Origin of the sequence: Aeribacillus sp. FSL K6-2833 (genome assembly GCF_037965815.1) — a bacterium.
In the GTDB taxonomy this organism is placed as follows: domain Bacteria; phylum Bacillota; class Bacilli; order Bacillales; family Aeribacillaceae; genus Aeribacillus; species Aeribacillus composti.
Genome location: NZ_CP150189.1, coordinates 3,201,367 through 3,224,323 on the forward strand (window position 1 = coordinate 3,201,367; position 22,957 = coordinate 3,224,323).

The 22,957-nt window shown below is 39.7% G+C and carries 17 protein-coding genes; 6 read left to right on the forward strand and 11 right to left on the reverse strand.

All coding sequences use genetic code 11. The annotated features are described in order from the left end of the window. Positions 1-323: 323 nt before the first annotated feature. The 4 genes from uvrA to NSQ94_RS15610 form a co-directional block, all read right to left on the reverse strand. On the reverse strand, positions 324-3,200 hold the full coding sequence (uvrA, locus tag NSQ94_RS15595) for an excinuclease ABC subunit UvrA (protein WP_339229628.1): 2,877 nt from the start codon (positions 3,198-3,200) through the stop codon (positions 324-326). Positions 3,201-3,206: 6 nt separating this feature from the next. Next, positions 3,207-5,189 (reverse strand): excinuclease ABC subunit UvrB, encoded by a 1,983-nt coding sequence (gene uvrB / locus NSQ94_RS15600; protein ID WP_063389184.1) that lies wholly within the window; start codon positions 5,187-5,189, stop codon positions 3,207-3,209. A 125-nt stretch (positions 5,190-5,314) separates the two neighbouring features. Next, complete coding sequence (locus NSQ94_RS15605) at positions 5,315-5,545, reverse strand: DUF2198 family protein (RefSeq protein WP_063389185.1); 231 nt, start codon at positions 5,543-5,545, stop codon at positions 5,315-5,317. A 373-nt stretch (positions 5,546-5,918) separates the two neighbouring features. Further along, positions 5,919-6,212, reverse strand: coding sequence for a hypothetical protein (locus NSQ94_RS15610; protein WP_144597336.1), 294 nt, complete (start codon positions 6,210-6,212; stop codon positions 5,919-5,921). Positions 6,213-6,402: 190 nt separating this feature from the next. Between NSQ94_RS15610 and NSQ94_RS15615 the strand changes: the two genes are divergently transcribed. After that, complete coding sequence (locus NSQ94_RS15615; RefSeq protein ID WP_311066339.1) at positions 6,403-7,584, forward strand: IS701 family transposase; 1,182 nt, start codon at positions 6,403-6,405, stop codon at positions 7,582-7,584. Between the two features lie 485 nt (positions 7,585-8,069). On the opposite strand, the gene NSQ94_RS15620 is transcribed toward NSQ94_RS15615, so the two are convergent. Next, positions 8,070-8,957, reverse strand: coding sequence for an ROK family protein (locus NSQ94_RS15620; RefSeq protein ID WP_339229630.1), 888 nt, complete (start codon positions 8,955-8,957; stop codon positions 8,070-8,072). Between the two features lie 146 nt (positions 8,958-9,103). After that, complete coding sequence (locus NSQ94_RS15625; RefSeq protein WP_339229632.1) at positions 9,104-11,182, reverse strand: heavy metal translocating P-type ATPase; 2,079 nt, start codon at positions 11,180-11,182, stop codon at positions 9,104-9,106. A gap of 213 nt (positions 11,183-11,395) precedes the next feature. On the opposite strand from NSQ94_RS15625, the gene NSQ94_RS15630 reads away from it, so the two are divergent. The 5 genes from NSQ94_RS15630 to NSQ94_RS15650 all read left to right on the forward strand — a co-directional run bounded on the left by NSQ94_RS15630 (position 11,396) and on the right by NSQ94_RS15650 (position 15,854). Next, on the forward strand, positions 11,396-11,716 hold the full coding sequence (locus tag NSQ94_RS15630; protein WP_063389188.1) for a PadR family transcriptional regulator: 321 nt from the start codon (positions 11,396-11,398) through the stop codon (positions 11,714-11,716). 1 nt (position 11,717) lies between these two features. Then, on the forward strand, positions 11,718-12,890 hold the full coding sequence (gene chrA, locus NSQ94_RS15635) for a chromate efflux transporter (protein ID WP_339229634.1): 1,173 nt from the start codon (positions 11,718-11,720) through the stop codon (positions 12,888-12,890). Between the two features lie 661 nt (positions 12,891-13,551). Then, on the forward strand, positions 13,552-13,860 hold the full coding sequence (locus tag NSQ94_RS15640) for a metalloregulator ArsR/SmtB family transcription factor (protein ID WP_063389190.1): 309 nt from the start codon (positions 13,552-13,554) through the stop codon (positions 13,858-13,860). 14 nt (positions 13,861-13,874) lie between these two features. Beyond that, the gene (locus NSQ94_RS15645; RefSeq protein WP_066249822.1) at positions 13,875-14,786 is read left to right on the forward strand and encodes a cation diffusion facilitator family transporter; all 912 of its coding nucleotides are present in this window, start codon (positions 13,875-13,877) and stop codon (positions 14,784-14,786) included. A 21-nt stretch (positions 14,787-14,807) separates the two neighbouring features. After that, complete coding sequence (locus NSQ94_RS15650; RefSeq protein ID WP_339229636.1) at positions 14,808-15,854, forward strand: NAD(P)/FAD-dependent oxidoreductase; 1,047 nt, start codon at positions 14,808-14,810, stop codon at positions 15,852-15,854. A 315-nt stretch (positions 15,855-16,169) separates the two neighbouring features. On the opposite strand, the gene NSQ94_RS15655 is transcribed toward NSQ94_RS15650, so the two are convergent. The 5 genes from NSQ94_RS15655 to ftsE form a co-directional block, all read right to left on the reverse strand. Then, on the reverse strand, positions 16,170-17,360 hold the full coding sequence (locus NSQ94_RS15655) for a PDZ domain-containing protein (RefSeq protein WP_066249828.1): 1,191 nt from the start codon (positions 17,358-17,360) through the stop codon (positions 16,170-16,172). Between the two features lie 560 nt (positions 17,361-17,920). After that, positions 17,921-19,366, reverse strand: coding sequence for a S41 family peptidase (locus tag NSQ94_RS15660; RefSeq protein ID WP_339229638.1), 1,446 nt, complete (start codon positions 19,364-19,366; stop codon positions 17,921-17,923). Between the two features lie 500 nt (positions 19,367-19,866). After that, the gene (locus NSQ94_RS15665; RefSeq protein WP_144597353.1) at positions 19,867-21,174 is read right to left on the reverse strand and encodes a M23 family metallopeptidase; all 1,308 of its coding nucleotides are present in this window, start codon (positions 21,172-21,174) and stop codon (positions 19,867-19,869) included. Between the two features lie 72 nt (positions 21,175-21,246). Continuing rightward, positions 21,247-22,137, reverse strand: coding sequence for a permease-like cell division protein FtsX (gene ftsX / locus NSQ94_RS15670; protein WP_144597355.1), 891 nt, complete (start codon positions 22,135-22,137; stop codon positions 21,247-21,249). After that, positions 22,130-22,816, reverse strand: a complete 687-nt coding sequence (gene ftsE, locus NSQ94_RS15675; protein WP_063389197.1) for a cell division ATP-binding protein FtsE — start codon at positions 22,814-22,816, stop codon at positions 22,130-22,132. The genes ftsX and ftsE overlap by 8 nt, the downstream gene beginning before the upstream one ends. Positions 22,817-22,957: the final 141 nt, after the last annotated feature.

The following is a 22,957-nucleotide window of genomic DNA, read 5'->3' on the forward strand; positions in this document are numbered from 1 at the left end:
TTCAATACATTCGGTAATTGTAGACATCGTGAGCACAATAACTAAGACGCCGGAGAATCCGATTCATCGAGTCTTCAAAATTATGAATTTGAATGAATGATAGGAGAAACATCAGTTTATAAAAAAAGAGCCCTTTGTCACACAAAGGGCTCAAGCTCTGTTTTATGCGAAATGTTCATATATCAAAGAAAATCAGTATTTCCTCGATTTTTCGCTGAAAGGGCTAGTAAAAATCTACAACTCATCTCCTGAAAACCGATGGAGTAAAACCATCCGTTTCAGGAACATTCTTCGTCATTTAAAAGAGACTGGCAACAGCCTATTTAACTGTTTGCCGCTGCCTCTTTTTTCAAAATGAAATTTTTCATTCTCTCCCGATCCCGATCCAAAATCGGTTTTAAATATTTTCCTGTATAAGACTGTTTCGCTTCTGCCACTTCTTCAGGGGTACCCGTTGCAATGATTGTTCCTCCGCCGTCCCCGCCTTCTGGTCCAAGGTCGATGATATAGTCAGCTGATTTAATCACATCTAAGTTATGCTCAATTACAAGAACTGTATCTCCGTTTTCAACAAGCCGATGCAAAACCTTCAAGAGTCTAGCAATATCGTCAACATGCAGCCCTGTTGTCGGTTCATCTAAAATATACAGCGATCTTCCAGTAGATCTGCGATGCAGCTCTGAAGCAAGCTTTATCCGTTGTGCTTCCCCACCGGACATTGTCGTAGCCGGCTGACCAAGTTTCATATAACCAAGTCCTACATCGTAAATGGTTTGCAGCTTCCGTTTGATTTTTGGAATATTTTCAAAGAACTGAAGTGCGTCTTCCACAGTCATTTCTAAAATATCCGCAATATTTTTTCCTTTATATGTGACTTCAAGAGTTTCCCGGTTATATCTTTTTCCGTGGCATACTTCACACGGAACATATACATCTGGAAGAAAATGCATTTCAATTTTAATGATTCCATCGCCTCGGCATGCTTCACAGCGGCCGCCCTTCACATTAAAACTGAAGCGTCCTTTTTTATAGCCTCTTACTTTCGCTTCATTCGTTGCTGCAAACACATCACGAATATCGTCAAATACGCCGGTATACGTAGCTGGATTTGAACGCGGCGTTCTTCCAATCGGAGATTGGTCAATGCTGATGACCTTATCGAGATGTTCAATCCCTTTCATTTCTTTATAGACACCAGGTTTTGTTTTACTGTTATTCAGCTTTTGCGCCAAGCCTTTTTGCAATATTTCATTGACTAACGTACTTTTCCCCGAACCAGATACACCTGTTACTGCCAAAAATACACCTAAAGGAAATTTGACATTTACATTTTTTAAATTGTTCTCGCTTGCTCCTTTTATTTCAATATACCGACCATCCGGTTTTCTTCTTTCGACCGGCAATGGAATGAACTTTTTCCCTGACAAATATTGTCCTGTAAGCGAACGGTCATCATTCATCACTTCTTTTGGTGTACCCGCAGCTACAACTTGACCGCCGTGCACGCCAGCTCCCGGCCCAATATCGATCAAATAATCAGCCGCAAGCATCGTATCTTCATCATGTTCAACTACAATCAATGTATTGCCGATATCCCGCATATTTTGAAGAGCACGGATCAGCCTGTCATTGTCCCGTTGATGCAAACCGATAGACGGCTCGTCCAATATATAAAGTACTCCTGTCAGTCTTGATCCGATTTGCGTGGCAAGACGGATTCTTTGCGCTTCTCCACCAGAGAGCGTACCAGCTGATCTGCTTAATGTTAAATAATCAAGACCTACCTCAATTAAAAAATTCAGCCGTTCTTTTATTTCTCTTAAAATCAAATTGGCAATTTTCATTTCTTTTTCTGTCAATGCCAATTGGTCAAAAAACTGATAGGCTTCACGAATAGATAATTGAGTGACTTGTCCGATATGGCGTCCGTTAATAAGAACAGCCAGACTTTCCTTTTTCAGTCGATGCCCTTTGCATGTCGGACACGGCTGATTCGTCATATATTTTTCCATTTGTTCACGTATGAAATCAGATGTCGTTTCTTTATAGCGCCGTTCAATATTGCGGACCACACCTTCAAATTCTACATAGCCTTCCCGGATTTGCCCGAAATCGTTCTCATAGCGAAAATAAATTTTTTCCCCGCCGCTTCCAAATAAAATTTTATCGAGCAGATGTTTCGGTATATCTTTAACTGGAATGTCCATATCAATACCGTAATGGTTGCAAACCGCTTGAAGAAGCTGCGGATAATATTGAGAGCTTGTCGGCTCCCACGGTGCAATTGCGTGTTCCTTTAATGTCAAGTTTTTATTTGGAATAACGAGATCCAAATCCACCTCTAGTTTTGAACCTAAGCCGTCACAAGCATGACAAGCTCCGTACGGGCTGTTAAAGGAAAACATCCGTGGTTCAAGCTCTCCAATCGAAAAACCGCAAATCGGGCAGGCATGATGTTCACTGAAAAGCAGCTCTTCGCCATCGATGATGTCAATTATGACTTTTCCATCACCTAATTTTAAAGCTGTTTCAATTGAATCGGTCAACCGGCTTATAATCCCCTCTTTCACGATCAGCCGATCCACAACGACATCGATGGAATGTTTTTTATTTTTTTCAAGAGAAATATCATCAGTAAGCTCCATCATTTCTCCGTCAATCCGCACGCGGACAAACCCTTGCTTTTTTATTTCCTCCAATGTTTTCACATGCATTCCTTTTTTTCCAGACACAACAGGCGCAAGAACCTGCAGTCTTGTCCGTTCCGGATATTCCATAATCCGGTCAACCATCTGTTCGATTGTTTGCGAAGAAATTTCTATCCCATGCACCGGACATGTCGGCCGCCCGACACGGGCAAAAAGAAGCCGTAGGTAGTCATAAATTTCTGTCACCGTTCCGACCGTTGAACGCGGATTTCTGCTTGTCGTTTTTTGATCAATCGAAATGGCCGGCGATAAGCCTTCGATCGCATCGACATCAGGTTTATCCATTTGTCCTAAAAATTGGCGGGCATAGGCAGATAAAGACTCCACATATCGCCGCTGTCCCTCTGCATAAATTGTATCAAATGCTAAAGAAGATTTGCCCGATCCCGATAAACCTGTTACAACGACAAGCTTGTCTCTTGGAATCGTGACATCAATGTTTTTTAAATTATGAGCGCGTGCACCTTTTACAACAATTTTATCCATTGCCATATCCAATCATCCTTCCGCTTTCAGCTCCAAAATTAGATCGCGCAATTCAGCAGCTCTTTCGAAATCTAATGCTTTTGCAGCTTCTTTCATTTCTTTTTCCATACGGGCTATCAGTTGTTCTCGATCTTTTTTCGACATTTTGTTCAGCTTCACAGCCTTTTCCGTTTTATATTCTGCTTCATCTTCCGCTGCATATGTCGCCCTAATTACATCGCGAATATCTTTTTGAATCGTTTTTGGCGTAATGCCATGTTGACGGTTATATTCCTCTTGAATCGCACGACGCCGTTTTGTTTCGTTTATGGCGATTTCCATCGATTTTGTGATTGTATCAGCATACATAATGACATGCCCGTTTGCGTTCCGAGCCGCCCGTCCGATTGTTTGAATAAGAGAACGTTCCGAACGGAGAAATCCTTCTTTATCTGCATCCAAAATTGCAACGAGAGAGACCTCCGGAATATCAAGCCCTTCCCTGAGCAAATTGATCCCGACCAACACTTCATGTTTGCCAAGCCGCAGGTCGCGGATAATTTCAATGCGCTCGAGCGTTTTAATTTCGGAATGGAGATATGTCACCTTAATCCCGATTTCCCGCAAATAATCCGTTAAATCTTCCGCCATTTTTTTCGTTAATGTGGTCACAAGCACCCGCTCATTCCGTTTAACCCGCTTTTGAATTTCGCCGATTAAATCGTCTATTTGCCCTTCAACAGGTCGGACGTCAATGGTTGGATCTAAAAGTCCAGTCGGGCGGATAATCTGTTCAACAACAACCGGCGTATGCTCCAGCTCATACGGCCCAGGGGTGGCAGAAACATAAATGACATGTTTCATATGCTTTTCAAATTCCTCAAATTTTAACGGACGGTTGTCAAGTGCTGAAGGCAAACGGAATCCATGATCGACAAGCACTTGTTTTCTCGCCTGGTCGCCGTTGTACATCCCGCGGATTTGCGGAATCGTCACATGCGACTCGTCAATGACGATCAAAAAATCATCTCCAAAATAATCTAAAAGCGTATAAGGAGTCGAACCGGGCGGTCTTAATGTAAGATGACGGGAGTAGTTTTCAATCCCGGAGCAAAAGCCCATCTCCCGCATCATTTCTAAATCATATCTTGTCCGTTGCTCGAGCCGTTGCGCTTCCAAAAGCTTTCCATTCTCCCGCAGTTCATGCAGCCGTTCCTCAAGCTCCTTTTCAATATTAGCAATGGCAATTTTCATTTTTTCTTCTCTTGTCACAAAGTGTGATGCCGGGAAAATTGCTACATGCTCCCGCTCTCCAATAATTTCGCCTGTCAGCGCATCAACTTCACGGATACGGTCGATTTCATCTCCGAAAAATTCCACGCGGATACAATGTTCATCGCGCGAAGCAGGGAAAATTTCCACTACATCCCCGCGTACACGAAAAGTTCCCCTGCGAAAATCTACATCATTTCTTTCATACTGCACATCCACTAAACGGCGCAGCAAGTCATTGCGCTCGATTTCCATTCCTGTGCGAAGACTTACGACCAGCTCACGATATTCTTCTGGCGAACCTAAACCATATATGCAAGAAACGCTTGCGATAATAATAACATCTTTCCGTTCAAACAATGCAGAGGTGGCCGAATGTCTTAATTTATCAATTTCATCATTAATGCTCGCATCTTTTTCAATATACGTATCTGTTTGCGGAACATACGCTTCCGGCTGATAATAGTCATAATAGCTGACAAAATATTCAACTGCATTGTTCGGGAAAAATTCTTTAAACTCGCTATACAGCTGTCCGGCTAGCGTTTTATTATGGGCAATGACCAGCGTCGGTTTGTTCACTTCTTTAATCACATTGGATATCGTAAACGTTTTGCCAGTTCCAGTTGCACCTAACAATGTCTGATGTTTTTTTCCTTGCCTGATTCCCTCCACCAGCTCTTTGATAGCTTTCGGCTGATCTCCTTGAGGCTGGTAATTTGAAACTAATTCAAACCGATCCATGGAACATCCTCCAATTCAGAAACTTATATTTTATTTTAACATATAATCAGGCTGAATCACCAAAAATACGAACTGACGTTTGATTTTCATAGACAATAAAAACCTGTCAATCGTGTTGAACAGGTTTAAGTAGATGTTTTCTTATCCTTTTTCATGCTTCTGGCAGCGATAAAACCAGCTGCTAAGCTGGCTACATCCAAAATGGCGATATAAATAGTATCCATATGACCTGCAAAATAAGAGGCAATTAATAAACCAGCCGTCAACAATGTCCCAACGACATGACTATATGTAACTCTTGTGAAAAATAAGACAAGCAAAAAAGGGGCGAATGCGGCAAACACAAGCTTGATCATAAAAAAACCTCTCTTCGTCAACGGTTATACATTTATTATATTGAAGCCCTCAAAAAGCTTTCAAGCAAAACCACAAAAGAGAAGGGAAAAATAAGCCAATGCAAAGAATAAAAAATAATGCGATGTATAGCGGTCAGAAAACCTAGGATACAGGGGAAATAGTTGAAATCGATGAAGTCAAAATAAACGAATAGAAATAGCTTTATGATTATATTTAAATGCAATAATGAAGCTCATAGGCTAAAAAATTCGCCTTTATGAAAGCAACTTTTATACTATATTTACTTTTTTCTTACGGTCACCCCCTAAGACTACCCTAAGCATATAAAAAAGCATCCAATAGTCGCCTTTTTTCACTATTGGATACTCTTTCTTAATCTTGAGATAGATAAAACAAATGATCTAAATTTACATATGAAATATCGTATTCAGAATTTACTGCATGTAATATTTTTTGATAATCTTCCACCTTAAGATCTAGTGGTAGATTTTCAAACAATTCTCCATTTACATGAAAATCCAGTATTAATGCACAAAAATCTTTACCATCAACTAAATCCATTGCAAACTCTCTAAAAATATCTGCATCTTCTTCATTTAACTGTTCATCTGACAATACATAGATTTTTATTACATTTTGAAATTGTTGAATATCCTCTTCATTCATGTATTTATAAAGGTCTTCTTAATCCCCGATAATAAGATATCCCATAGACATACTGTTTTTAAATAATAACTGTAGATGAGCAAAATCACTAACATAAATTTACATCGAAACAAAAAAGGAGACATGAACCCGATTCCTTGGTTAGAATAGATGTGCCAACAAACCATTCACACAAGGAGGTTCATGTCTCATGAATAGATTAGCACATCATCAAGGAATCCACAAGTTTTTCACGATGTTGGGGTTGGCACTTTATTTTTCAAAACCTGTCATGAAGCATCTCGTTCATATCGTGGATGCGATGATCACGAAAGGCTTTTCTGGAACGTTGACCGATCTTCATCATTGGAGCTTTCACCCCAATCATCGAACGACACTCAGCCATTTTTTCACGAAAAGCCCTTGGGATGAAGAGACGCTGCTTCGCAAACTCCAGCAATGGATGCTTCATCGTGTCGAACGGATCGCCAAACAGAAAAATCAACCCCTTTTTGTTTCGATCGATGATACGATTTGCCAAAAAATCAAGCCTTCGTCACGGGCAACGCACGCCATTCAAGGGTGTGATTGGCACTATTCTCACACAGAGAAAAAGTCGATCTGGGGACATTCTCTTGTTTGGCTCATGGTTCATACGATGACCCAGGCTTTTCCCTTTGCGTTCCGCCTCTACGACAAGGCCGCTGGGAAAAGCAAGGGGGAACTCGCGATCGAGATGCTTTCTTCTTTGGATGTACGCCGTCCCGTTTATGTGCTGATGGATTCGTGGTATCCATCGCAAGCGCTCGTGGAAGCCTGTCTGAAAAAAGGATTTCACGTCATCGCGATGCTCAAAACGAACCGGATTCTCTATCCGAAAGGCATCGCCATCCAAGCCAAACAGTTTGCCCGCTATATCGAACCGAACGACACCCATCTCGTCACGGTGGGAGAAGAGCGTTATCGCGTGTATCGCTACGAGGGATCGCTGAAAGGTCTCGATGATGCCGTTGTGTTGTTGGCTTGGAAAGCCGATCAGCCGATGACACCCGAACATCTTCACTGCGTCTTGAGCACCGACCGGGAGCTAAGCGATGAAGAGATCTTGCGCTACTATGCCCAGCGTTGGTCGATCGAATGCTTTTTTCGACAAGCGAAAGACCAGCTGAAGCTCGATGGGTACCGCGTTCGTCAACGTCGGGCGGTGAAACGGTATTGGATCTTGGTGCAACTCGCTTATGTGTACAGTATGGTCGAGTCCAACCGGGATTTCTCTACTGGGCTTGATCTTCTCCGAACGAAGAAAGGGCATAGTCTCGTCGAGTTCATTTACCATGCAGCGAAGCAAGATATTCCCATTGATGTTGTCAAAAAACAGCTCCATGTGGCATAAGGGGTACCCTGTTTGTCTCTTTTGGTATGGTAATTATTGTTATGAAAATTGCTCATCTACAGTAATAAATAAATTTCTAAATCCCTAAGTCTAATTTGTCTTTTTTAAGATATATAATTTAATTGATTCTCCCTCTAAATGTAGAGATGTTTAATAATTATTTAAAGATTAAAAAATATTTTTCAATATTCGTTTTGTTTCAGCATATACATTGCAATACTCCTGAACTCCACTTATCAAAAAATGAATGCTTCCAGCCACCTAAACTTAATCATCTCAGCTGTAACATAAAGAGCTGTTAGGTCACCGAGCAATATCTTGGATCAATTCTCTTTAGCATTAGTTTTAGCTTTATCTAATTCTTTTTGGTTCTTAACTGCATTCTTGAAAGTTTCCTTTTCTTGTACACATTTTTTGTATGCCTGATTTTATTTTATGGCTTGGGTTATCTGTAACGATTATTTGCCGATAAATGTTCTTGAGCTTTATTTTTGATTATTCTCCAAAAACGCCTCATATGCTAAACCGATTGCTCCGCAAAGTCCCGCATTATCCCCTAATCCGGGCGGAACAATATAATCTGCAATGTTTTCTAGCACCACTTCATGGCGAACATAACCGTTTAATAAAGCTTGAACATTTTGATGTATAAGGGGGAACAATTGCTTTTGTTTGGCGACTCCGCCGCCAATTATTATTTTTTTAGGCGATAAAACGAGTATAAGGTTGGCAATTTCTTGTGCAATATAGTACGCTTCCAAATCCCATACTTTCTCATTTTTTTCTAATTCTTGCCCCTTTTTTCCCCAGCGTTTTTCTATTGCTGGACCGGATGCCATTCCTTCCAAGCAATCTTTGTGATACGGACAATTGCCGGCAAACGAATCTTCAGGATGGCGCCGAACAAGCATATGCCCCATTTCCGGATGGATTAGCCCGTGTACTAGATGTCCTTCAGAGATGGCACCGACTCCGATCCCGGTACCGATCGTCATATAAATGCAGCTATTCAGACCTTTCGCAGCCCCCCATTTCATTTCCCCCAGCGCTGCTGCATTGACGTCGGTATCAAAGCCAATTGGAATAGGGAATTCTTTTTTTATCGTTCCGACAAGATTTATATTCGCCCACTGTAGCTTCGGAGTAGATGTTATGTATCCGAATGTTTCGCTTGTGCGATCTAAATCAATCGGACCGAATGAGCCAATTCCAAGCGCTTTAATATCTTTATCCCGAAAAAATTTGACCACTTGTTCAAGTACTTCATCAGGCGTTGTCGTCGGAAAAGAAGTCCGCTCGATGATATTTCCGTTTTCATCTCCAATTCCACAGACAAATTTTGTTCCGCCCGCTTCAATTGCACCTAAAAGCATGCACAATTCCTCCCATGATTTTGTCCAAAATGTTATGTCCAATTTTTCATTAGCGGCAGGTTGTCAAATTAATAAGATTATAATAAATGTCATATGTTTATGGAAGAGAAATATTAAAAAATGCAAGAAAAAAAGGCAATCAGCCATTAGCTGAAAGCCTCATTTAGAAGTTTTTTATTTCGTTCCCATAAAATCGTTAAACTAATGAGGGTCACTAAAACAGTCGCCCCCATATCAGACAGAATGGCTATCCAAAGCGTAAGCCAGCCTGGAATCGTCAGCAGCAGTGCAGCGGCTTTTAAACCTAGAGCAATCCCGATGTTTAACTTGATGATTCTGTTCACCTTTTTGGCGGTTGAAATAGCTTCAGGCAGCTTTCCTAAATGATCTTGCATTAAAACGATATCAGCCGTTTCAATTGCGCTGTCTGTTCCTTTTCCCATTGCAATGCCTAAATCAGCAGCTGCGAGCGCAGGCGCATCATTGATACCATCTCCGATCATTGCCGTTTTTCCTGAGAGAGACAGTTCTCTTACCTTTTCCACCTTTTCTTCCGGCAGAAGGTTTGCAAAATATTCGCTTAAACCAACCTTTTTCGCCACTTTTTCAGCAGTTTTTTCGTGGTCTCCTGTCAACATGACAGTCCTCTTCACACCTGTTCGGTGAAGCATGCGGATCACCTGGCTGCTTTCCTGCCGAATTTCATCCGCTATACCGACCATACCGAGAACGTTTTTGTCATCTGAAACCAAAACGATTGTTAGTCCTTCCTGTTTAAAGGCCTTTATATCTTCCTTTACATTTTCGCTGAGCGAAAGATGTTGAATCGTTTTTTCATTGCCGACACGGTATTCCTTCCCGTCTATCTCCGCTTTTATTCCCTCACCTGATGTTGCAACAACGGAGCGAGCCTCCAAAAGGGAAACGTTTAACTCATCTATTTTTTTCATAATGGCTTTAGCGATCGGATGAGTAGAGGATTTTTCAATTGATCCGATGATGCTCCAAAAAGAAGGATCATATTCTACAAACTTCTCTACATAGGGCTCCCCTTTTGTCAGTGTTCCTGTTTTATCAAAAGCTATTATTCCAATTTTCCCTAATTGCTCTAAATAAACCCCGCCTTTTACAAGAATGCCTTTGCGTGCATTTCTCGTGATTCCTGAAACGATAGCAATGGGAGAGGATAAAACTAATGCACATGGACAGCCTACAATTAACACTGCCAATCCTTGATATAAAGATGTTCTCCAATCAACTCCTAAGAAAAGCGGCGGAATAAAAATAACGACAAGAGAGATAAGCATGATCAAAGGAGTATAATATTTCGCAAACTTATTAATGAATTGCTCAGTCGGCGTTTTTGTTTCCTGCGCTTCTTCAACTAAATGCAAAATTTTCGCTAGAGACGATTCTTCGTAAGGCTTTGTTATCCGAACTTTCAAAATTCCTTCATTATTAATGCTTCCGCCAAACACTTCATCTTTTGCTTCCTTTTCAACAGGGAGAGATTCTCCAGTAATGGCCGCTTCATTAACTGAGCTTTTCCCTTCCACCACTATCCCATCCGATGGAATTTTTTCACCGGCTTTGACAAGAACAATATCCCCTGCCTTGATGTCATGAATGGAAACTTTCTTTTCCTGGCCATCTATAACAATCGTAGCTTCATTCGGCGCAACTTCTAAAAGCGATTCGATAGAACGACGGGCCTTTTCCATTCCCAAGCCCTCTAAATATTCGTTCACTCCAAATAAAATGGCAACAACAGCACCTTCCTTCCACTCTCCAATGCCAAAAGCTCCAATCAAAGCAATTGTCATAAGGGTGTCAATATTAAATTTCAATCGAACGAGGTTTTTGGCCCCTTTCAAAAATGTTTTATATCCGCTGATCACCGTAGCAATTATATACATTGTAACAGCGGCGGATGGTGATAATGTTTTTTCGAACACAACAGCAGCTATAAAAGCTAAAACCGAGAGCAAAACGAGCCACAATAAATAAGAATGTGTATCTTCATGTTTATTTTCTTCCTCAATATAGGCCCCATCCGATGCTAAAATTTTTTTGACTTTAGCAATATTAATTTCTTCATTGACATACAGTTTGCTAGATTGAAAATTTAATTTTGCATTTTCTCCATATTCAAGCTTTTGGATTTCCTCTTCCAGATTCTTTGCGCAATTTGCACAAGACAATCCCTTTACCCGATACTGAATCATTCTCTAATCCTCCAATGAAATAGAGTACACATTGCAGTATACAGTATATGTGTTTATATGAATAAGTGTTCATATTTTATATGTCCATTTTATGAAAAGACAATTCAATTGTCAAATATTTTCGTAAATATAATTTTGACATGTACATATGAATAACCTTACAATATTAATGTTATCGAAATTCGATATCGATTCTCAAAATGAGGGGTAAAAATGGAAGATAAAGTGTTGCGCAAGCTTTTTCTCGGTTTTATACATATTCATATTTTACATCATGCAAGCGAACATCCTATATTCGGCTTGTGGATGCTTGAGGAACTGAAAAGTCATGGCTACAACATAAGTGCAGGGACTCTTTATCCGATTCTCCACGCAATGGAAAAGGACGGACTGTTAGAAAAAACAGAACAAAATGTAGAAGGAAAAATACGAAAATATTATACAACTACACAGAAAGGGAAAGCCGTTCTGAAAGAAGCCCGGACGAAAGCGTACGAGCTTTTTAAAGAAATACATAATGAAGGTGGGGGATAACATGAAGGAATCAAAATGGAAAACGCTGTTCGAGATATTTGCCATTTCCACAAAGCTTGGATTGACCTCATTTGGGGGGCCAATCGCCCATTTAGGATATTTTCATGAAGAATATATTCGGAGAAGAAAATGGTTGGATGAAAAGAGCTATGCAGATTTGGTTGCTTTATGCCATTTTTTACCCGGACCTGCCAGCAGCCAAGCCGGGATCGGCATCGGTCTCATGCGGGGAGGAATATTAGGCGGACTTTGCGCCTTTATCGGCTTTACGTTTCCGTCTGCAATCGCACTGATGATCTTTGCTCTTATTCTTAAAGAGTTACATATTGTTGATGCCGGCTGGATTCACGGCTTAAAGATTGTTGCTGCTGTTGTAGTCGCCCATGCTGTTATTGGAATGGCACAAAAACTTGCCCCTGACCTAGGGAGAAAAGCCATCGCATTAGGCGCGCTAGTCGTTACTTTATTATGGCAACATGCTTTTTCCCAAGTTGTCGTCATGTTGCTAGCGGCTTTTATTGGATTTTTATTATATAAAAAAGTAGAAGAAGATACCCAGACTTCGTTGCAGGTGCCGATTTCAACACGATTTGCCGCAAGCTGTTTATTGTTATTTTTCGGGCTTCTCCTTTTCCTTCCTTTATTAAAAGTGTGGACTTCTTCTTACTGGATCGGCTTGTTCGACAGCTTTTACCGCTCTGGATCTCTCGTATTTGGGGGAGGACATGTGGTGCTCCCGCTGCTTGAACAGGAATTTATTCCAACAGGAATGTTAACAGAAAAAGAATTTTTGGCTGGTTACGGAGCAGCACAGGCAGTTCCTGGTCCTTTGTTTACATTTGCTTCTTATATTGGAGCGGTCATGAATGGATGGGCTGGGGGATTCGTTGCAACTTGCGCCATCTTTCTTCCGGCAATTCTGCTCATTTTTGGTACATTACCGTTTTGGGGAAAGCTTCGAAGCAATTCAAAGATTAATGGTGCGTTAATGGGCATACAAGCTGCTGTCGTCGGAATTTTAATTGCCGCTTTTTATGATCCGATCTGGATAAGCTCCATTAATCGTCCGATTGATTTTGCTTTTGCTGCAATTTTATTCAGTATGCTCGCTTATTGGAAGATAGCTCCATGGATCATCGTCTTAACGGGCGCCATTGGCGGCTTGTTCTTGTAAAATTAGATCTGCTGACACAAAGATCCTTCAGGTTTCACTTGATATGATCCCTCTTATGTAGACCTGTCTACCATAAGAGGGATTCCTTTACGGCTAAACCGGACAAAGTATGCCCTTTTCCGACATTTTTTGATCTGGCAGAAGCTGCTATTCATGCCCGGCTTCACCTGTTCCTGTATGAAGGCTAGCCGACAGCGTGAATTAACCAAGTTAACGTTTAGGCAAGGCTGTTCAAGAACGAGAGGTTATCTTCTGCTAGTCAATAATTAAAATAAACATATTGAAATGCTCAATTTCCATGCTTGGCAGCTTCTCAAAAAGATAACTGAATCGACTTCTCAATGATTGCTCGCAAGTACCCTGAAATGTCCTTATACGATCAATTTAGAAATTCTCTCCAGCTGCAATCTACTTTGAAGCAATCATCTTTTAAAAACTGCTTCATTTATCTCATTGCTATTGTCACTTTTAACGAGCTCTTAGATTTCTTAAGCCCACTGAAAATGCCTCAGAACTAGTTGACCGTATTTCCAATCTGAAAGGTTCCCTCCTCATTATGTACTGTTAAACAGATTTCCTAAACTTGACAAAAGACAGAATGCAAAATACAATAAAATATGAACATATGCTCATATATAATAAAAGAACGAGGGAATTATGAATGAAGACGGAAGATCATTCTTTCTTAAAACCTGAAACAATTGAACATATATCGCAAATATTTAAGGTGTTAGCCGATCCTACTCGAATTAAAATTCTTTATTTGTTATCACAAGAAGAGTGCAGCGTAAATCATATTGCCGAAGTGTTGGAAATGTCTCAATCAGCAGTTTCCCATCAGCTTAGTATATTGCGAAATCTTAGACTTATTAAGTATCGCCGTGAAGGAAAAACACTGATTTACTCCTGTAATGACGAACACGTTTTTTCATTATTAAAACAAGCCATTGATCATTCTGAACATCAGTAAGGAGGCATTTGGCCATGAACAGCCATCACCACTCTCACGACCATCACGACTTTAACAGGGAAAACAATAAAAAAGGACTTATAATTGCATTGCTCATTACTGTTGGAATTTTGCTGTTAGAGTTTTTCGGGGGGTTAATTACAAACAGTCTGGCCCTTCTTTCTGACTCTGGACATATGCTTAGTGACGCCAGTTCGCTTGCTCTTAGCCTAATTGCTATATGGTTTGCGGCCAAACCAGCCTCCCCAAATAAAACGTATGGCTTTTATCGTTTTGAAATTTTAGCCGCTTTGTTTAATGGAGTTACCTTATTTGTTATCGCTGGATTTATCATTTGGGAAGCTGTTCAGCGTTTTTTCAATCCGCCGACTGTAGCAAGCGGCTCGATGATGTTGATTGCGTCTATTGGTCTTTTTGCTAATCTTTTAAGTGCCTGGGTGTTAATGAGAAAAGGTGATGTGAAACATAATGTCAATGTTCGCAGCGCTTATCTTCACGTTATCGGCGATGCATTAGGCTCTGTCGGAGCCATTGCTGCCGGATTCATCATGTGGCTCTTTGACTGGTATATAGCAGACCCTATTATTTCCATTTTAGTTGCTTTATTAATATTAAAAGGCGCTTGGGGAGTTTTGAAGCATAGCATACACATTTTGATGGAAGGAACGCCCGTTACCATTGATCAAAATGAAGTGAAGAAAGCCTTAAAAAGTATTGAAGGTGTGAAGGATGTTCACGACCTGCATATTTGGACGATTACATCAGGTTTAGACTCACTAAGCTGCCATATTTTAATTGAAGATCATCAAGACAGTCAAAAGGTGTTGCAAGCTGCCATTCACATGATTGAAGAAAAATTTAAGATTTTGCATACAACCATTCAAATTGAAACCTCTCAAATCCATCATGGAAAAATGAAAGTCTAGCTTTTTTCGGAGTTGATTGAAATGGCACAAAATGTTGATGTTCTTGTAATCGGCGCTGGCCAAGCAGGATTAGCGATGGGGTATTATCTAAAGCAACACGATATATTATTTGCCATTGTCGGCAAGGAAAATCGAATCGGAGATGTTTGGAGAAATCGTTACGATTCTTTAGTGCTTTTTACCCCTCGATCGTTTAGCTCCTTGCCAGGAATGGTCTTAAAGGGTGACCCGAACGGATATCCAACTAAGGATGAAATAGCCGATTATTTAGAGGATTATGCTCAAAAATTCGAATTACCTATTCATCTGAATACAGAAGTCATTTCTCTTCAAAAAGAAAATGAGATTTTTAAAGTGACAACCAACCATAGGAGATATATGGCAAATAAAGTGGTTATAGCAACAGGGCCTTTTCAAAAGCCTTATCTTCCACCATTTGCCGAAAGCTTATACGATCAAGTGTATCAAGTGCATACATTCGGCTATTTGAATCCATCTCAATTGCAAGATGGCTCTGTTTTAGTAGTCGGTGCAGGAAATTCTGGAGCGCAAATTGCAGTTGAATTGTCCGAAGACAGAGAAGTTTATTTATCAGTAGGTCATAAAATGAGATTTCTCCCACTTGAAATTATGGGGAAAAGTATTTTCTGGTGGTTTCAAAAAATAGGTTTATTAGACGTCCATATCAATAGCCCGTTAGGCAGGTTGATCAGTAAACAAAGCGATCCTATTTTCGGTAAAGAGCTGAAACATTTACTACAAGAAGGCAAAATAAAAATGAAGCCTAAAACAGAGAGTGTTTCAGGAGTTGTTATCTCTTTTGCAGATAACAGTCAAATTCAAGTTCAAAATGTCATTTGGGCAACCGGATTTTATTTTGATTACAGCTGGATACAAATTCCTAATGTTTTAGATCATAGAGGAAAGCCCGTTCACCAAAGAGGGGTTACTCCTGTGAAAGGATTGTACTTCTTAGGATTGCCTTGGCAATATCGGAGAGGCTCCGCTCTTATCGGAGGGGTGGGCGCCGATGCAGAGTACTTGATAAATGATATTTTAAACCATTGAAGGTGCTTGCAATGTTTAGATAGAGTTTTTCTAGCCGCGGCTATTTTCATGATTAGACATATTTACTGAAAGGCTTCAAATATCATTGAACAATGTCAGTTCCTTTGTACAATGATTTCTCGAGCCTAATTCTGCTAGCTATAACATTTTTTGACGTAAAAAACCACTTAGCCAATCATTGACTAAGTGGTTTGATGTGATAGAGAAAATATACCTTTATCGTTCCGGAAAAAAATGAAACTCATTCCGAAGAATTATGGCCTATCCCTAAAAATTATGTCGCTATTCCGGTTGATTATGAACCATTCATACCGGTTAAGAGGCTTCTGACTTCCACTTCTCATCTTGCACAAAGAGCAAGCCGAGTTCATGATGCTCCCCTTCGTATAAGGCGCGTTGGACAAAACGGATTTCTTTGTTATGTCCTAGTACCTCCAACTTACAATGCGTCCTGCTTATCTGCAGCGCTTCGTAAAATTCGTACGTTGTTTTTACATTTTTTCCATTCACCTTTGTTATAACTTCTCCCGCTTTTATTCCCATTTTCTCTCCCGGGGATTGAGGAAGCGTGCCTAATACGACCAGTCCATAATCTTGTTTCGAGAAATAAAAAGCGGCCGAATTATCATTCATCCTTTGTTTTACAGTTATTAATCCCTTTCCTATCAATGCAAGAGCCGCGGCAACAAACGACAGAAATGGAGCCCACAACGAAGCAGCAGCAACAACAAGAGAAATAATTCCAAGAATCGAAATGCGCCGGCCTGTTACTTGAATGCTTTCCTTTGGCAAAGACCCTTGAATTCTTTGATAAAAACCGACAAAATACGGAATCATCACGAGCATAAATGGTTCACCATTTAAAGAAATAATTGGCCACCAAGAAAAAGGAGATTCCAATGAACCGCCTGGAACTAAAAGCATTAACGGAATCATCCATGTTCTGTTCGCTACATGATTCCCAATCGGCATTCCTCTCTTGCTTTTTATGATAAATGGGGATGTATGGTAATGTGCTGTTCGATAGATGAGAATCCCTTCACAAATAAGCAAAAAGCTCAAAAATAGCGACAAGACGCTGTAGTTTGTTTTATCAAGGCTCACAAAAAATTCATCGATCCAAGGAGATTGATCTGCCACTCCATTTAATAAAGCTGTTAAAAAAATCGTTCCGCCCAATGAGATACTTGATGACAAAAAACGCGGCTGAAAAGTTAAACTAACAGCCAGCAGCCAAATAGTCAATAAAACGAGTGTTCCGAATGGAATCCACAGTCCTAGAAGCATGAAAAGAACAGAAAGGATAAGGCCAGCGATAATTCCCTTCGTATAAGTAAAACGAATATCGTCAAACACATCATATACGCGCACATGAAAAGATTTTCGTTCTCTTCTAACCCGCCAATATCCATTTAAAAAGGAAAAAATGAGAAAGAAATACAAAAGCGGATGCAAGAAAAAACGGCCTATGCTGAAAAGCAATTCTAAAAGCCATTGTCCAACCAAACGGCCCACCCCTTTTACGAATCATATGAGACTTTCCTCTATTTTATCAAATCTTTTAAAAAAGAAGCTAGAACGTCATATAAAAAACTGGAAATAGGTAAAAAGGCCGATTGACCAAATTCATGGAGCGGCGGCTTTTTTGGCTTCATACCGCTTTTTTCTAAAAAGCTGAATGAATCAGACTTGCAGCAAATTGATCAAAAAATTGAGCAAGGAAACAGCCACTTAACAATGCCGCTCTGTCACTTCCCGATGATTTAAAAGAAAACGCAGCCTTATTGTCATAAAGCTGCGTCCATCCTCTGTATGCATAAATAATTGTAAATTTCACTACGATATGAAAGCAGAAATTTTCTCAACTGAAAAGCCTGCACAAGGAAGCGAAATCTCATTTAGAGGCTGTCCATAAAGTGAAATCCCTATTGAAAACAAAAAATCATAAACATCGATATATCAACGTTTCTAAAACATTAAAGGGGCGTCAATAAGCCGTAAAAACGACTTATTAGACAGCCCCTTAAACAAAATGCAACAGAAAAGCTGCCGTATTTTTTCAATACTTAAGAAGATCGTGCTAATAGTGAAATGGCAGTTTGCAGCTGCAAGTCATTTTGTTTTGAACGAGTTTCTTTTGTGATCAATTCATTCATTTTTATAGCTGTTTTTTGATCCAACTTCCCCGTCACGGATAAACCGTTCATTTTTTGAAACGCCTTTACAGCCAGCTCGGTTTCTGCACTGAAATAACCGTCTTTTCTCCCAGGATCATAACCTAATCCTGATAATAATATTTGTGCAATGCGAACTTGTTCATTATTCATCTCTTTTTTTAATGGCTGTAAAATATCGAGCGGTCCAGCTTTAAAATAATCCGGCTGCGATATTTTTACCGTTGGTTCCACACCTTTTTCATGAATCCAATTTCCTTTAGGAGTCAACCATTTGTATAACGTCAGCTTTATGTTGCTTCCATCATCCAGCGGTATTGTTTGCTGAACTGTTCCCTTTCCAAAGGATTTTTCGCCGACAATGGCATACCCTCCTGCTTCTTTCAACGCAGCTGCCAAAATTTCCGAAGCAGATGCGCTGCCGTTGTCAATTAAGACTGCAATAGGATAATGCTTCTTTTCTTTTAATGTTGAATAATACATCTCCCTTTTTCCGTCTCTCTTTTCTATTTGAATATATGGTGCATGATTAGGGACGAGCTGCTGCAAAATTTGCTCTACAGCCTGCAAATATCCCCCCGGATTGCCGCGAACATCGATGACTAAACCGTTAATTTTCTTTTTTTCTAACATTTTTAGCTTTTGTTTAAAGTCATCAGCTGTCCTTTCAGAAAATGAAGTAATATGCAAGACGCCTAACCGCTTGCCATTTTTATTGATTTCGGAGCTGAACACTGTTTCAATCGGAATCTCATCCCGCTTTACTTCAAAAAACAATAAATCTTTACTTCCAGGGCGGCGTATCGTAAGTTTGACGGTTGTTCCTTTTTCTCCTCTGATTTTCAGTACTGCATCATGAAGATCTGAACTGGAAACTGTTTTACCATCAATTTTCACAATTTCATCATTTGGCTTTAAGCCCGCTTTTTCCGCCGGCGAATTTTTAAATGGTGAAATAATGGTTATTTTGCCGTTGTTCATACCGATTTCGGCACCGATTCCTTCAAATGAAGAATCAAGGGACTCTGTAAATTGTCTAACAGTTTCCTTATCCATATAGACTGAGTATGGATCGCCTAAAGAAGATAGCATCCCTTGAATGGCACCTTCTAGGAGACGTTTTTTGTCGACTGGATGGACATATTTTTCAGAAATTAATTCATACGTTTTTATAAATTTCTCCAATCCTGGAATGGTTTCATCTGAACTTTGCGCAGATGCAGCAATTGTTTTATTTTCCAGCGATTCATTATTTTCAGCATGACCGTGCACATCCAAAACGACGATGGAACTGGTCACTATCCAAAACACTGTAATCAATTTTATTATTTGTTTCATATGTTTTTGCCTTCCTTTCCAACAATCCGAATTATTTATAGCGTATGCAAAGCTTGTACAAATCATGTGCGGATTACAGGAAAAGGAAAAGCAATTCAAAAAAACTTAATATACCGCCCTTTGACAAGAATTTGACCGCTTCTAGCCAGGTTCCATCAAGAAAATAGAAAAATCAGCTAACGATCATCTTTGCTTTGATAATGGGTAAGGTGTTTTGTTCTCATAAAAACGCTTTCCTTTTCTTTTAGTCAAGCAAACTGCCTACACCGGCATAATCATACGGGAGGAGTAACTATATTTTTTGTAATTATCTATCACTACATGAAAAAGAATTATTGTGAAAATCAATCCATTGAAGCTTTATGTAATCTCCCGTTTCCTCTATTTTTTGCATCGATGAAACACGATCAGAAGAAAACTGTTTTGCAATTTATAAAAAAATAACAATGCACAACAAACTCTTCTTCCCTTAAGAGCTTATTGTGCATTGTTAATAAATTTTATGGAAGAACGCTTAAAGGATTGATCGCGCTGGATTTGCCTCGCCATGTTCCGTTATGTACTTCAAAATGCAAGTGCTGCCCTGTTGATCTTCCTGTATTTCCCATATATCCAATAAACTGACCTTGGCTCACTTTTTGACCACTTGAAACGTTAATGCTTCTCAAATGCCCGTAAAGTGTAGTATACGTTTTACCGTTAATATTATGGATGATCATAATCACATTGCCGTAGCCGCTCATTTGTCCAGCATAACTAACCGTGCCGCCAGCAGAAGCGTAAACTGGAACCGTTCCCCGTTTCGCAATATCAATTCCTGCATGGAATCTGCCCCATCTCATACCCATTTTAGAGGTAAGAACACCTGAAGCCGGCCAGATAAAAGATCCGCTTCCTGCAGCTGATGATACAGATGGTTCTGGTGAAGATCCGCCATCGCTTGAAGCAGCAGCTTTATCGCTTGAAGCAACAGTTTTATCACTTGATTTAGAAGCAGATTGTGAAGCTTGAGCCTGTCTAGCCTTTTCTTCTTCTAGTCTTTTTAAATATTCTTGCTGCTGTTGTTCAATCATTTTTTGCTGCTTTGCCAGCATAGCATCTTGATGTACCAAATCTTCTAATTGATCCATTGCCTGGCCATGTTCCGCTTCCAATTGCCCCAACAATTTATCTTTTTCATCAATTTGCTTATCTAGCTCTTGTTTCAATGAAGCCAATTCAGATAAAGCTTCTTCCAAAGAGGACAGCTGCTTGTTTAATTTAGCCTCCGCTTCCTCTTTCAGTTTCATATCTCTTTCATGCTCTTCAATAATTTTTTGATCCGCATCAACGATCGTTGTAACAGCGCTTATACGAGTTACAAAATCATTGAAGCTTTTCGCACCTAAGATAACGTCGAGATAGCTGATTGTTCCTCCTGCTTCCTGCAAGGATTTTGCCCGTTCTTTTAACAGTTCATTCCGCTTTTCAATCCGTTTTTTTACTTCAGCAATTTGTTTTTTCAACTGTTCAATTTCAGCTTTAGTTTTCTTGATTTCATTCTCTTTCTCTTCGATTTTTTCACCAGTATCCAGCAATTTTTCATCTAACTTTTTAATCTCTTGATTAAGTTGATTTTGTTTTGTCTCTAATTCTTTTACTTCACTTTTCTTGCTTTCTATATTCGACTGAACATTGGACCGCTCATTTTGAATTCTTGCTTTTTTCTCCTCAAAGGATGACGCATAAGCGCTTTTGCTCAGCGGTACAAATACCCCGCTTGTCCCCAATATAGCTGTAAGACTTAATGTCACTATTCTCTTTTTCACAATCCGGTTCCTCCTCTTAATTCATGTTTTCAATCAATTCGATCTGGTATGGCAAGAGCTGCCTAAGACAAACTACACTTTCAAAAACTTTCGAACAGACATTAAGCTTCCCCATATGCCGATTAAGACGCCGATTAACAATAAGATAGCCGATATTTGAAAAACAAAAGGAGAAAATGGCAACAACTCAACAAAAGAACCTTGAATATAAGGAACGGCAATATTTACTAAGCTATTGTAGCTGACAACTAAAACTGTAATTGGTATGACAGCCCCCAGCGCTCCTAAAAACAAACCTTCTAAAAAGAACGGCCAGCGTATAAACCAGTTTGTTGCACCAACAAGTTTCATAATTTCTATTTCTCGTCTGCGGGCAAATATAGTGATTTTTATAGTGTTTGAGATTAAAAACATCGCAGTAAACACAAGCCCGATAATCAAGACTATGCCGATATTTCTTGAAACATTGACAACTTCAAACAATTTTTTCACAGTTTCTTCTCCATATTGAACATTTTCGACATAGCGCATTTTTTTAATTTCTTCCGCTACAACTGGAGTATCTTCGGGAACTTTCGTTTTGACGATAAAAACATCGTTTAAAGGATTATCCTGTTCAAATAGCTTGAATGACTCTCCTTTTTCACCGAAGCTTTTAATTAATTTTTCCAGCTCCTGGTCTTTGGAAGAAAATTGGACATTCTCTACTTTTTCTAGATTTTTCAATTTCGATTCAAGTTGGTTTTGAGCGTTTTGATCTGCTGTCCTGTCAATTAGCACGGTTATTTCAACATCTTCTTCAATGTTGCTGGCAATATTATTTAAATTCATCATAATAACCAAAAACGTGCCGACCAAAAGAAGGGTCACTGTTACGGCTGATATAGAGGCTATGGACATCCAAGCGTTTCGCCCAAGACTTTTTACCGCCTCCCGCAAATGACGACCGAGAGTTTTATTCATAAAGACCATACTCCCCTCTCGCCTCATCGCGTACAATTTTGCCGTCCTCAATCGTGATAACCCGCTTTCGAATCGTGTTCACGATCACTTTATTGTGGGTGGCCATTAACACCGTTGTGCCCCGATTGTTGATTTCCTCTAGCAATCTCATAATCTCCCAAGAGGTTTCAGGGTCCAAATTCCCTGTCGGCTCGTCTGCTATTATAACAGGCGGATTGTTTACTATGGATCTAGCAATTGATACGCGCTGCTGTTCACCGCCAGACAATTCGTCAGGGAAGGAACGGGCCTTATGCTTCAATTGCACAAGATCAAGCACATTTAATACTTTCTTTTTAATGTTCTTCGGATTTTCCCCGATCACTTCCAATGCGAAGGCAACATTCTCATAAACAGTCAATTTCGGCAATAATTTAAAATCTTGAAAGACAACCCCGATATTTCTCCGCAAATACGGCACTTCTTTTTCTTTTAGGTTTTCTAGTTGTATACCGTTTATGACAATACTGCCTTTTGTAGGCTTTTCTTCCCGATACATCAATTTGATAAATGTCGATTTTCCAGCACCGCTAGGACCTACGATGTATACAAATTCGCCTTGATTGATTTTTATTGAAATACCGTTAATGGCCAAAACACCATTCGAATAGGTTTTATAAACATCCTTCATTTCGATCATGCTATCACCTGAAGTCATTGAATTATTTCAGTACTTAGTCAAAAAAATTTTTATAACTTGAAACTAATGTTATTTTCTATTCGTCTATTAATTATGAAGCAGAAAACAAATCTTACATCCTTCCCACAAAAAACATTATAA